Raw genomic sequence first — 11,889 nt, forward strand, 5'->3', positions numbered from 1 at the left:
GCCAGCAGCATCGGAGCGCCCGCCCTGATCGTTACCCCGGCGTCCCGGGCCATGGCCTGCCAGGACAGGGCGGCGGCAGAAACCGCACCGCGCCGCACCGTGACAGCGACCAACATCGCAAGCAGACCTGCCAGCAGCGCATTCGCCAGCCAGAAACCACGCCAGCCTTGCAGCGCGGCCCCGCTGAGCAAGGCAATCGCCATGCCGGTTGGGAAAAAGGTACTCCAGATCGCAAACGTCAAATCACGGTCGCGCGGAGCAGCAAGCCGCTGCAGCACCACCGGCGCCGCGACCATGACCAGCAGGAATCCCGCGCCTTCCAGCAATCGGGCAGCCAGCAGGGTGACAAGACTGCTAGCAACAGCACCCGCCGCACTGCCCAGCCCCAACGCGAGGGCGCCGAGGATGAGCAGCCGCCGGTCACCAAAGCGCTTGACCATGGCGCCGGCGGGGATGCCGCCGATCACGCCCAACAGCGCGAACATCGCCATCAACCACCCGGCAGCGCCCAGGCTCAGTCCGAGCTCTTCCCGCAAGGCCGGCAAGCCGATCACCACCTTGCCAACCTGCAGCGCTGCAAGCACGCCGGACAAAAAAACAACGGCCACCGCGATCCAGTCGGTCTGCTGCGGCGCAGGGGCCGTCTCGTGCTTGCCCTGGTTGCTTGTCATTTCTGGCTTAAGAGGGAAGCTTTCGCGTCACGATTGACTTCTCCGTAAGGCGAAGAGGCGATGTAGACCAGCTCGGTATCTTCATCCGCGTGAAAGCTGCACGGGACGCCGGCCGACAGGTAGATGACTTCCCCTGCTTGCGCCGTCACCGTTTCAGCTCCCGTGCGAACGCTGCATCTGCCCCGGGTGATCACCAGCACCTCGTCGTAGGCAAACTCGAAGCTTGTGGTCTCGCCTTTGGGCGCGCGCATAAAGCCCACCCCGCCCAGTTTGACCCCGTGCATCTCGTCCTCATTGACGACATCTGCAAGCGACACGCCCGAGTACAACATCCAGTCTTGCGCAGCCTGAATCGTGAACTTCTTCACCCCCAGTCCTGCGGGGTTCACTTTCAGTGTTCGGCTCATCTCATCTCCAGGTGGGAAGGGTTGGTTCAGGAAAGCCCTGAGCTTAAAACGTGGACGATGCTTGAACAATCCCCAAAAAATAGACACATCGTCCCGTTAGTGAGACGATAGCCTCCAAAATGCTAGATCTCAACGACTTTTATTACTTCGTCCAGGTGGTCGAGAACAAGGGCTTTGCCGCGGCCGGACGTGCGCTGGGCCTGCCCAAGTCAACGCTGAGCCGCCGCATCATCGCGCTTGAAACGCGACTGGGCGCGCGCCTGATTCACCGGACTTCGCGCCGCTTCGCCATGTCGGAAGCCGGCCAGGAATTCCATCAGCATGCAGTGGCCATGCTGATCGAGGCAGAGGCTGCGGAGAACGCCGTGCGGCACCGCGTCGCCGAGCCCGGCGGGACGATTCGCTTCACTTGTTCCATCGGCATGGCTCAACCGCTGGCCGCCTTGCTGTGCCGCTTCCTGGTGATGTTTCCCAAGGTCAATCTGGTCCAGCACGCCACCAACCGCCACGTCGATCTGGTGGAGGAAGGATTCGATGTCGGCTTGCGCGGCCATTTCAAACCATTGCCCGACTCAAGCCTGATACAGCGCAAGCTGGCTTCAACGCCCTGGCATCTGTTTGCCAGCCCCGCCTACCTGAAACGTGTGGGCGCGCCGCAGACCCCGTCTGAGCTGACGGCGCACCCCGGCCTGACCTTGGGCATCCGCGATGCTGAAACGAGCTGGACATTGCGCAACAGCGGCGGCGCAGAAGTGGTGGTCCCGTTTGCGGCCCGCATCCGCAGCGAGGACCTGGAGACGCTTAGACAAGCGGCGGTGGCAGGCATGGGGATCGTGGCCTTTCCCCCTTACCTTTGCCGCATGGAGACCGACCAGGGAAGTCTGCAGGCTGTCTTGCCGGGGTGGACCGCCTGGTCAGACGCCGGCGTGAGTTTGCTGGCGCCGTCGCGCCGGGGTCAGCTGCCTTCGGTTCGCGCCTTTATAGACTTCATGGTCACCGAGTACCCGCCGCTGGTGGCCGGCAGCAGCGCCCTGCCGTGAGCGCTGGGCATCCAGTTCAAGCGGCCAAGGCCTTGCGCCGCGCCAGTTGCCGCGCCCGCTGGGTTTGTCCGGCATAACCCCAGTCGATGGCGGGCAGTTCGCGTACGACGACATAACTTGCCTCTTCCAGCGGTCCGCCCGCACCCAGCTGGCGCTCCAGCTCTGAATAGGCAGCTGCGATAAACGCCGCCTTTTCAACATCGGTGTTGGTTCCTTCGGTGATGCTGATTTCCAGAAACGCTGTGGGCCGCTGCACTTCAGCGGCGTCCACGTACCAGCGAGCAGCGGGCAGGTCCTCAATCATCACGGCAGTGACCTCGCGCCGCTTGCCCAGAAGCTCTGCGGTCAGGGTCGTCAGGGCCTGCGCCAGCTGGCGGTAGCGCCCGGGGTTTTGCAGCGGTGCAAGTTTCAGGTTCAGGGTCGGCATGTCAAACGCCCTGCTTTTTGCCGGACTGGTCGTGGCCTGCCAAGCTGCGCTCAAGACGGCTTGCCGCATGCAGGCCGGTGCGTAGCGCAAGGCCGGCACGTTGCCAGAGGTCGTTGATGGCCTGCTCGCGCAGCGCGTGGGCATGCTGCCTGGCTGTCTGCATAAGTCGGGCGTGTTCGCAGGGGGTCAAGCTGGGGGTCATGGTGTTTTCCTCGGGGTTGTGGCGATGGATCCGACTGTATGCAGGGCTTGCCGCGTCGGAAACAGCGCGCCGCGCAATGACGTTTTGCAAACGCTGCAAAGGCAAATCCCCGCCGCGCTGGTTACCATGGCGCCATGCGCGACCTGAGCTTTGACGACATGCACCTGTTTGCCCGCGTGGCCGAGCTCGGCACGCTGTCGGCCGTAGCGCGCGAGCGCGACGTGCCGGTGAGCCAGATTTCGCGCAGCCTGAGCCGCATTGAAAAAGCCTGCGGTGCGCGCCTGATCCACCGCTCCACCCACGGCCTGGCGCCCACCGCCGAGGGCCAGATTTTTTTGCAGTACTGCCGGCGCGTGACCGGCACGCTGGACGAGCTCGAAGGCGAATTTGCCAGCCAGTCGGGGCAGGCCGGCGGCTGGGTGCGGGTAGCTGCCAGCACGGTGGTGGCCGAGTATTTGCTAATACCAACTTTTCAAAGCCTGCACGACAAGCACCCCAGGCTGAACATCGAGCTGCAGGTCGAGGACCGGCTGGTGGACATGGCGCATGACGGCATCGACATTGCCATTCGCACCGGCACGCCGCCCAGCGACACGGTGGTGGCGCGGCAACTGGGTGTGCTGGGCCGTAGGCTGTATGCCACGCCGGGCTACCTGCAGGCGCATGGCACGCCGGCGCACCCCGACGATTTGCACCAGCACCGCCTCATCACCAACAGCGCGGTCACCCTGCTTAACCGCTGGCCTTTTGTGGTCAAGGGGGAGCAGGTGGTGGTGGTGGCCGAGGGGCAATGGCGCTCGGGCAGCACCGGCATCACCGCGCAACTGGCGCTGCAGGGCCTGGGCATCTCGCGCTTTGCCACCGTGGTGGCAGAGCCGCTGGTGCGGCGCGGCCTGCTGGTGCCGGTGCTGGCCGAATTTGTGGATGAACAGCCCAGCCCGATTTACGCGGTGACCTTGACCGCCCGGCATCGCCTGCCCAAGATCCGTGCCTGCATTGCGCATTGGGCGGAAAGTTTCGCCAGTGCCGAGGGCGTTTTGCCCGGCCAACCATAATTGCGCCTGCAGCGCGCACACCCCCGATCAATTTCATGAACCCCAGCACTGAAACATTCGCCGACAGCCCCGGGCCGCCACGCCGGCCCAGCGCGCGTTTCATGCTGACGCACCCGGCGCACTGCATGGCGCTGGGTTTTGGCGCCGGACTGAGCCCGGTGGCACCCGGCACAGCCGGCACCTTGTGGGCCTGGCTGGTTTTTGTGGTGATGGCGCCGTGGTTCAGCCCGCTGCAGATGGGCCTGCTGATTGCGCTGGCGAGCCTTCTGGGCTGGTGGGCCAGTACCGTCACGGCCAAAAACATAGGAGTGACCGACCCAGGCAGCATCGTCTGGGACGAGGTCGTCGCCTTCTGGCTGATTCTGTGGCTGATCACGCCAGCCGGTTTCTCGGGCCAGCTGGTGGCCTTTGTGCTGTTCCGTTTTTTTGATGCGGTGAAGTTTGGTCCGACCGCCTGGGCTGACCGCAGCTTCAAGGGTTTTGGTTGGCGCGGTGGCTTCGGCATCATGCTGGACGACTTTGCCGCCGCCTTCTGCACTTTGCTGGTGATCGCTGCCTGGAGATTCTGGTGACTCCAAGTTTGCTATCAAAAAGTGAGCTGTCCGCGCACGATTGGCGGGGGCTACTGGCCGATTTGATGCTTAACAAGGGCTGGCTGCTGGCGACCGCCGAAAGCTGCACTGGCGGCCTGATTTCTGGCGCCTGCACCGACCTGGCCGGCTCTAGCGCCTGGTTCGAACGCGGCTTTGTCACCTATTCCAATGAGGCCAAGGTGGAACTGCTGGGCGTGGACGCAGCGCTGATCGCGGCGCACGGTGCCGTCAGCGAAGAGGTGGCGTGCGCCATGGTGCAGGGCGCCATCGCACGTTCTCGGGCCCGCGTCGCCGTGGCTGTGACCGGTGTGGCAGGTCCGACCGGCGGCAGCCGCGCCAAGCCGGTGGGCACCGTTTGGTTCGGCTTCATGCTGGACGGCAGTCTCAGCAGCGAGATGCAGCGTTTCGACGGCGACCGTGCAGCCGTGCGCGCAGCGACGGTGCAGCATGCGCTGCAGCGGCTGGTGCAATTGCTGGGTTGAACCGCCCATGCGCACCACACCAACCGCAGCGCATCTGGTTGATTCCGCCACGGCCTGGCGCCGCCTGCTGGTGACACTGGCACTGATGACCGTTGGCGCCGCCGGCATGTATGTGGTGCCCGTGGTGTTGCCGGCGGTTCAGGCCGACTTCGGCGTGGCGCGGGCCGATGCTGCCCTGCCCTACACCCTGCTGATGGTGGGCTTTGGCCTGGGTGGCATGTTGATGGGCCGGCTGGCCGACCGTTTTGGTGTCACGCTGCCGCTCAGCCTGGGCGCTGTCGGCATGGGCCTGGGTTTCGCCGCTGCCGCCCTGTCGCACAACATCTGGCTGTTCGCGCTGGCGCACGGCTTGCTGATCGGCTTGCTGGGCAGTTCTGCCACGTTTTCGCCCTTGCTGGCCGACACCTCGCTGTGGTTTATGCGGCGCCGCGGCATTGCGGTGGCGGTGTGCGCCAGCGGCAACTACCTGGGCGGCGCGTTGTGGCCGCCCATCATCCAGCACTTTGTCGAAAGTGTGGGCTGGCGCCAGACCTACTGGGGCCTGGCCGTGTTCTGTAGCCTGGCGATGTTTGGGCTGGCCCAGCTGATGCGCCAGCGCCCGCCGGCGCTGGCCTTGGCGCCCGTCAATGCGCACGGTGTCGCCGCCAGCGACCGGCCGTTTCAGCTGAGTTTGGGCCATGCGCAGGCACTGCTGTGTGTGGCCGGCCTGTCTTGCTGCGTGGCCATGTCCATGCCGCAGGTGCACATCGTGGCCTATTGCAGCGACCTCGGCTTTGGTGCGGCGCGCGGCGCCGAGATGTTGTCGCTGATGCTTGCTTGCGGCATTGTCAGCCGCCTGATCTCCGGCGCCATCTGCGACCGCATCGGTGGCCTGCGTACGCTGCTGCTCGGCTCGGCCCTGCAAACCGTTGCGCTGGTGCTGTTCATTCCGTTTGACGGCATGGTCTCGCTGTATGTGATCTCGGCGATGTTCGGCCTGTTCCAGGGCGGCATTGTGCCGAGTTACGCCATCATCGTGCGCGAGCATTTCCCGGCCGCAGAAGCCGGCGCCCGCGTCGGCACTGTGATCATGTTCACGATGGTGGGCATGGCACTGGGCGGCTGGATGTCGGGCAAGGTGTTTGACCTCACCGGCTCCTACGACGCCGCCTTTTTCAACGGCATCGCCTGGAACCTGCTGAACTTCGGCGTGGTGCTGTTTTTGCTGCGCCGCACACTCAGGTCGCGCTCGCCCAAGCTTACGCGTCCTTGAGCAGGTGGGACTGTAGTCCGCGCCGGGGCGACGGCCCGGCGGCCGGCGCGTAACCGAGCCGCGCCCACATCTGCACCGTATAGCGCGGCTGCGGTGCCTGCAGCAGGGCGTGGATGTCGGCATAGGGTTTGGCCTGTTCCGGGTACTCCTGCAAGGCCTGCGACAGCGGCTGCATGACCACGCCCTGCGCGGTGGCCGCGAGCTGCGCGCGGGCATAAGCCCGTCCGGCATTGACCTGGGTCTTGCGCTCGTTGCCTTCGGTCACCATCCAGAAAAACGCCGGCGTGGTGGCGATTTTTTCATTGAAACTCTTGATCTGCCCGGTGGTGGCCGAGTCGTCCGGCCCCGGCGCCTTGCTGCGGTCGAACAGGCCCAGCGCCGTCAGCGTGCGCACCATGGGCGTGTTGATACTCAGGCCGTCGCGGTGCTCGGCGATCTCGCGCGGGCCGACGCGCAACACTTTGAACGATTCCATGATGGTGCGCGGCGTCACCAGTTCGATGCGCCAGGCTTCCATGGCAATCCCCCGGTGTTTTTGCAGCACATCGGCCTGGGCGCCGCCGACAAAACCGGTGCGCACGGGGTGCGGTGCCACGCTGGACGCGATGGCTTCCAGGGCTGCCGCAGCAGGTTCGCGCGCCTCATAGGCCTCGCGGTTGGTGTGGCGCTTGAGGATCTGCGCAAACAGTGGGTCTGGTTTGATGGCCACATCTGCGCTCAGCACCATGCGCGCGACCGGCCGCTTGTCCAGCGTGGCCGGGCCAAATTCGCCTTGCGGAAACAGGGTGATGTCGACGCGCAAGCCTTTTTGCCGCGCAGCAATATCCAGCAGCTCCAGAAAAGTACCCTGGCTCATCATGATCTGGCGTGACAGCGGATCGGTCTCGGGCAGCAAGCGGGTGAGGTCGCAATACAGCATGATCTCGCCCGGCTGGCGCAAATCCACCAGCCAGGACTGCAGGTTGTGGGAGTGCGGCGCCAGAATCGCGTAGCTCAATATCCAGTGGCGCACGTCGGCGGTGCTGGCCGCGGGGCCACCCCAGGCGGCCACGGCTGCGTCGGGAAAGGCCGATGAGCAGGCCGTGAGTCCGGCTGTGGCGCCGAACACCACGCCCCCACCGGCGATGCGAACAAAATTTCTGCGGTTCATGGTGTGCTTTCTGTGAGTGTCGATGTGCTGATTGTGAAAGTCCGCAAGCTGATCGACAATTCACTAACTGTCCACATCAGGTATGCAAAAATGAATAACGACTTCGACTGGCGCTTGGTGCGTTCTTTCCTGGCAGGACTGGACCAGGGCAGCCTGTTGGGCGCAGCACGCGTGCTCAAGGCCACCCAGCCCACGATAGGTCGGCACATTGCCGAGCTGGAAGCGCAACTCGGGGTTGTGCTCTTTGAACGCACAGGCCGGGGCCTGCTGCCGACCCCCACCGCGCTGCAGCTGGCGACGTCCGCACGCGCTATGGACAGCGCAGCCAACCAGTTGGCCCGCAGGGTGTCGGGCAGCACGCCGGACATGGCTGGCACGGTACGCATCACGGCGAGCCAGCCGGTGGCCTGCTACCTGCTGCCGCCCATCCTGGCGCAGATGCGGTTGGCCCTGCCTGATGTGCAGGTGGAGCTGGTCTCAAGCAATGCCGTGAGCAACCTGCTGCGGCGCGAGGCCGACATCGCGCTGCGCATGGTGCAGCCCGTGCAGGCGAGTCTGATCGTCAAACGCGTTGCCAAAATCACGCTGGGCACCTACGCCCACCGCGATTACCTGCGCCGGCGCGGCACGCCCCGGCAGCCGCAGGACCTGCTGAACCATGAACTGATCGGCAGCGACCGCGACGAAACCATCGTCAAAGGCATGGCGGGGTTTGGGCTGCCGGTGACGCGCGAGTCCTTTGCTTTCCGCTGTGACGACCTGGTCGCTTACTGGCAGGCCGTGCGCGCCGGCTTGGGCATAGGATTTGTCTCTGACTACCTGGCCGCCACCGACAAAGACGTGCTGGCCGTGCTGCCTATGGTGAAGGTGCCGCCCATTCCAATATGGTTGACCGTGCACCGCGAGATTCGCACCAGCCGGCGCATACGCGCGGTGTACGACTTTCTCGCGCAGGCCTTGCCTCGGAGCCTTTAACAGCGGCGGGCGGTTCAACGGGCAATCCAGCCTTGGAGCCACTTGCGCTTGCATTTATACAATGCTGCGCGGCCAGGCGCTTGGGCCTGATGGCCAGCAATAACAAACAAACCCGGGAGAAAATTCATGTCGATTCGCCTTACCCTGTCCGCTTTTTTGCTGGCTGCCGCGCACGGAGCCCTGTTTGCGCAAGCCATGCCTGAGGGCTATCTTTGCTGCAACATGCGTACCGACGGGAAATGGATCAGCGACAGCAACTACGCCGAAGCGGGCAAGCGGATTCTCCCGCCGGGCACGCCCGCCAAGGTACTGGCTTATGGCCGACATCGGGTAATGGCGAAAATTGAAGGCGCCGACCAGGTTCTTGGCAATGACTACAGCCGCAACATCCCGTTGGATGCGTTTGCACAGCGTTATGTGGTGGCCGTGAACCCGCAAACCAGGATCGGCACTTTTGAGCCGCGCGTGCGCGAAGCCATCAAAACTGCGAAGTTGTTTGCTGGCATGACCCGCGAGCAGGTGTTGATGTCGGTCGGCTACCCCATCAGCAACGAGACACCAAGCCTGGACATGCCGGTCTGGCGCTACTGGCTCAGCACTTCCGAAGAATTCCAGGTCGTTTTCGACGCGCAGGGAGTGGTCAAGGAAGTGGGCGCGTTGCCGCTGTCGCGCAGCAAGATATTGATGGAATAGCAGGCTGCGGCTGCGCCGGATGTCAGGCCCGATCTGGCGCAGACCTGAACAGGTGAGCCACTTTTGTAAAGTAGTGCGTCCCCGTCCGCAGTGGCCGCGTATGGCGTGTAAAGTCTCGTTCTTGCCCGCCTTCATGAGCGCTTCAAGGTGGCGGCACAGGGCTTGGGGGATACGATGTCAGCAGGCAGAGGGCTCAACGCGGGCTGGGGGTTTCCGGGTGCTGTCAGGCTCCTGGTCCTGGCGACCGTGATGCTATCTTCCTGCGCGCACGCGCTTGAATTCGAATACCTCCCCGGCCGCCCAGGTGGCCCGGCACGGGGCATGACGATGACCGGTACCGTGGCGCCGGGCGACACGGCGAAACTGGTCGCCCTGATGCAGCGCAGGCCCGAGGACACCTGGTCCGCACTGGGCCGAATCGAACTCAATATAGCCGGCGGAGATACACGCGAAGCCCTGCTGCTGGCCGAAACCCTGGTCGGCCTGTACCCGCACATGGTGACCGCCGGCAACTGCGCTGGCGCCTGTGCCATCGTCTGGCTGGCCGGCGCCTGGCGCGTATTGCCGAAGGGGAAAATCGGCCTTGAAAAACCGCAGCCGTTCGTGCCTGCTGCTGGCACCGCCCGGGCTGCTGACGCGCCGCCGACTTACGACCCACTGCCGGACCAGCTGCGCGGCTACCTGGCGAAACAGGGGGTGCCGCTTCTGCTGGTTGAACAGGTTCTGGCAAGCGGTGTGGGCACCGTCTCGTGGTTGTCAGAGAAGGACATCAACACCACTGGCGTCTGGCCGCCCTACTATTATGAAAAGCTGCGGGCCAACTGCCCCCTGTTGCTGGAAAACAGCGAGGCGTTTCATGCGCTGCGGCGCTGCGCGGCGCGTCTCGTCGTCAGCCAGAAGGCTTTTGCGCTGGACCGACTGCTGAACGGCGTGAATGACCCCTGGTGGAACGAAAACCGGGAGCTGTTCAAGAATGCTCCTCGGTAGAGCCCCCACGCTCATTCACTTCGAGATTGCAGGCTAACATGGCTGCAGTGACCGCCACCCGGCGGCTGTCCGAACTTTTCCAAGGAGTTGCTGTGCGTTCCATTCTCTGTACCGGCGTTTTGTCTTTATGCCTCTTGCCTGCAGCTTGGGCACAGTCCGATGCGACTACGGCCGCTGCTGCCAAGGAAGCGGGCGCGTCGGTCACGGCCAGCGGCCTGGTTTACCGCTCGCTCAAGGAAGGCACCGGCGCGGCGCCCGCTGCCAGCGACACGGTGCAGGTGCATTACCGCGGCCGCTTTCCTGGCGGCAAGGAGTTCGACAGCTCCTACTCGCGCAACGAGCCGACCGAGTTCCCGCTGAACCGCGTGATCCCCTGCTGGACCGAGGGCGTGCAGAAAATGAAGGTGGGCGGCAAGGCCAAGCTGACCTGCCCGCCGGCGATTGCCTATGGCGCACGCGGCGCGGGCGGCGTCATTCCACCGAACGCCACGCTGGAGTTCGAGATCGAACTCCTGGCCGTCAAGAAGTAGCCTCAGCCCTGCAGGCCGGCCGTGATCTCGTAAGAGCGCAGGCGCGCGGCGTGATCGAAAATCTGCGAGGTGATCATCAGCTCGTCAGCGCCTGTGCGCTCCACAAAGGCCTGCAACTCGCGCTTGACGGTGTCCGGCGAACCGATGGCCGAGCACGACAGGGTCTGCTCCAGGATCGCGCGCTCGGGTGGCGTCAGACGCTCTTCGTAACCGGCCACTGGCGCTTGCAGGCGCGAAGGCCGGCCACTGCGCAGGTTCACAAACGCCTGCTGCATCGACGAGGACAACAGCCGCGCTTGGTCGTCGGTGTCGGCGGCAAACACGTTGAAACCCAGCATCACATGCGAGCGCTGCAACTGTGCCGACGGGCGGAAGCGGCTGCGGTAAACCTCGATGGCCTGCATCATCTGCGCCGGCGCAAAGTGCGAGGCAAACGCAAACGGCAGGCCCAGTTGCGCCGCGAGCTGGGCGCCGAACAGGCTGGAGCCGAGAATCCACACCGGCACATTCAGGCCGGCGCCGGGCACGGCGCGCACACGCTGACCTTCCTGCACGGGCTGGAAATAATGCATGAGTTCCACCACGTCCTGCGGAAATTCGTCGGGGTTGGCGTTCAGGTCGCGCCGCAGCGCGCGTGCCGTCGCCTGGTCAGAGCCGGGCGCACGGCCCAGGCCCAGGTCGATGCGGCCGGGGAACAGTGATTCGAGCGTGCCGAACTGCTCGGCAATCACCAGCGGCGAATGATTCGGCAGCATGATGCCGCCGGCGCCGACGCGTATGCGCGCAGTGCCGCCGGCCACATGCGCCATGACCACCGCAGTCGCAGCGCTGGCAATGCCGGCCATGCCGTGGTGCTCGGCCAGCCAGTAGCGCTCAAAACCCCAGCGGTCGGCATGTCGGGCCAGATCAAGTGTATTGCGCAGCGACTGGGCGGCATCGCTGCCCTCCACGATAGGGGACAGGTCAAGAACGGAAAAAGGGATCATTCAGGGCAGATGGGTCGCCCCGGCGCTTTATCAATCCCGCGGTCTGCACCACGCTGCTTCAACGAAGCGGCGAGGGCCTGGAGTTGGTCAGCCAGGCCCGAATGTCGGACACCTGCACTCCAACGGCGTCGACTGCCGCGCGCAGCTGCTCGCTGGTGCAGCCCAACTTTTCACCCCAGTACAGCTCTTCCCAAGGGTCGAATACATTGACACGCTGGCGGTCTGCCGGTGCCCGGTGCGGTGGCTGAGTCCTCATGTGTCTCTCCTTTGAAACAAAGGTCACACTTTTATACGCCACTCACAAGTCAGTAGCCAGAGCGTCGGCAAATATGTCACAAGATTACTGTTGTTGTAATGATGGTTTGTTGCAGGTGTACCATTTCCCGGTCCCCCCGGTCCCCCCGGTCCCCCCGGTCCCCCCGGTCCCCCCGGTCACTTC

Annotated in this window: 16 protein-coding genes; 9 read left to right on the plus strand and 7 right to left on the minus strand. The window is 64.4% G+C overall.

Translation table 11 applies throughout. The features are described 5' to 3' along the window. Nucleotides 1-671: MFS transporter (locus H0W47_RS16865; protein WP_296926483.1), on the minus strand; the 671-nt coding region annotated here is incomplete at its 3' end. Beyond that, nucleotides 668-1,078, minus strand: coding sequence for an AraC family ligand binding domain-containing protein (locus H0W47_RS16870; RefSeq protein ID WP_296926485.1), 411 nt, complete (start codon nucleotides 1,076-1,078; stop codon nucleotides 668-670). The genes H0W47_RS16870 and H0W47_RS16865, both read right to left, overlap by 4 nt. Nucleotides 1,079-1,197: 119 nt before the next feature. Here H0W47_RS16870 and H0W47_RS16875 point away from each other — a divergent pair, with 119 nt between their 5' ends. Continuing rightward, the gene (locus tag H0W47_RS16875; RefSeq protein ID WP_296926487.1) at nucleotides 1,198-2,118 is read left to right on the plus strand and encodes a LysR substrate-binding domain-containing protein; all 921 of its coding nucleotides are present in this window, start codon (nucleotides 1,198-1,200) and stop codon (nucleotides 2,116-2,118) included. Nucleotides 2,119-2,134: 16 nt separating this feature from the next. On the opposite strand, the gene H0W47_RS16880 is transcribed toward H0W47_RS16875, so the two are convergent. Both H0W47_RS16880 and H0W47_RS16885 read right to left on the minus strand, forming a co-directional pair. After that, nucleotides 2,135-2,545, minus strand: a complete 411-nt coding sequence (locus H0W47_RS16880; RefSeq protein ID WP_296926489.1) for a tautomerase family protein — start codon at nucleotides 2,543-2,545, stop codon at nucleotides 2,135-2,137. A gap of 1 nt (nucleotide 2,546) precedes the next feature. Next, the gene (locus H0W47_RS16885) at nucleotides 2,547-2,747 is read right to left on the minus strand and encodes a hypothetical protein (RefSeq protein WP_296926491.1); all 201 of its coding nucleotides are present in this window, start codon (nucleotides 2,745-2,747) and stop codon (nucleotides 2,547-2,549) included. Nucleotides 2,748-2,881: 134 nt separating this feature from the next. Between H0W47_RS16885 and H0W47_RS16890 the strand changes: the two genes are divergently transcribed. The 4 genes from H0W47_RS16890 to H0W47_RS16905 all read left to right on the plus strand — a co-directional run bounded on the left by H0W47_RS16890 (nucleotide 2,882) and on the right by H0W47_RS16905 (nucleotide 6,129). Next, nucleotides 2,882-3,802, plus strand: coding sequence for a LysR family transcriptional regulator (locus H0W47_RS16890; RefSeq protein ID WP_296926493.1), 921 nt, complete (start codon nucleotides 2,882-2,884; stop codon nucleotides 3,800-3,802). Between the two features lie 35 nt (nucleotides 3,803-3,837). Next, entirely contained in the window at nucleotides 3,838-4,374 is a 537-nt protein-coding gene (locus H0W47_RS16895) for a phosphatidylglycerophosphatase A (RefSeq protein ID WP_296926495.1), read from the plus strand. 65 nt (nucleotides 4,375-4,439) lie between these two features. Further along, complete coding sequence (locus tag H0W47_RS16900) at nucleotides 4,440-4,877, plus strand: CinA family protein (protein WP_296926511.1); 438 nt, start codon at nucleotides 4,440-4,442, stop codon at nucleotides 4,875-4,877. A gap of 7 nt (nucleotides 4,878-4,884) precedes the next feature. After that, nucleotides 4,885-6,129, plus strand: a complete 1,245-nt coding sequence (locus H0W47_RS16905) for an MFS transporter (protein ID WP_296926496.1) — start codon at nucleotides 4,885-4,887, stop codon at nucleotides 6,127-6,129. Here the strand turns inward: H0W47_RS16905 and H0W47_RS16910 are convergent. Next, nucleotides 6,116-7,279, minus strand: coding sequence for a twin-arginine translocation pathway signal protein (locus tag H0W47_RS16910; RefSeq protein WP_296926498.1), 1,164 nt, complete (start codon nucleotides 7,277-7,279; stop codon nucleotides 6,116-6,118). The genes H0W47_RS16905 and H0W47_RS16910 overlap by 14 nt on opposite strands. A 90-nt stretch (nucleotides 7,280-7,369) precedes the next feature. Here H0W47_RS16910 and H0W47_RS16915 point away from each other — a divergent pair, with 90 nt between their 5' ends. The 4 genes from H0W47_RS16915 to H0W47_RS16930 all read left to right on the plus strand — a co-directional run bounded on the left by H0W47_RS16915 (nucleotide 7,370) and on the right by H0W47_RS16930 (nucleotide 10,464). Beyond that, complete coding sequence (locus tag H0W47_RS16915) at nucleotides 7,370-8,254, plus strand: LysR family transcriptional regulator (protein WP_296926500.1); 885 nt, start codon at nucleotides 7,370-7,372, stop codon at nucleotides 8,252-8,254. A gap of 126 nt (nucleotides 8,255-8,380) precedes the next feature. Then, entirely contained in the window at nucleotides 8,381-8,947 is a 567-nt protein-coding gene (locus H0W47_RS16920; protein WP_296926502.1) for a hypothetical protein, read from the plus strand. Between the two features lie 321 nt (nucleotides 8,948-9,268). Beyond that, the gene (locus H0W47_RS16925) at nucleotides 9,269-9,934 is read left to right on the plus strand and encodes a hypothetical protein (protein ID WP_296926504.1); all 666 of its coding nucleotides are present in this window, start codon (nucleotides 9,269-9,271) and stop codon (nucleotides 9,932-9,934) included. Nucleotides 9,935-10,026: 92 nt separating this feature from the next. Further along, complete coding sequence (locus H0W47_RS16930) at nucleotides 10,027-10,464, plus strand: FKBP-type peptidyl-prolyl cis-trans isomerase (protein ID WP_296926506.1); 438 nt, start codon at nucleotides 10,027-10,029, stop codon at nucleotides 10,462-10,464. A gap of 2 nt (nucleotides 10,465-10,466) precedes the next feature. Here H0W47_RS16930 and H0W47_RS16935 read toward each other — a convergent pair whose 3' ends face one another. Next, the gene (locus H0W47_RS16935; RefSeq protein ID WP_296926508.1) at nucleotides 10,467-11,450 is read right to left on the minus strand and encodes an LLM class flavin-dependent oxidoreductase; all 984 of its coding nucleotides are present in this window, start codon (nucleotides 11,448-11,450) and stop codon (nucleotides 10,467-10,469) included. 58 nt (nucleotides 11,451-11,508) lie between these two features. Beyond that, on the minus strand, nucleotides 11,509-11,706 hold the full coding sequence (locus tag H0W47_RS16940; protein ID WP_296926510.1) for a DUF3606 domain-containing protein: 198 nt from the start codon (nucleotides 11,704-11,706) through the stop codon (nucleotides 11,509-11,511). Nucleotides 11,707-11,889: the final 183 nt, after the last annotated feature.

This window comes from Polaromonas sp., from assembly GCF_013817205.1.
In the GTDB taxonomy this organism is placed as follows: domain Bacteria; phylum Pseudomonadota; class Gammaproteobacteria; order Burkholderiales; family Burkholderiaceae_C; genus Polaromonas.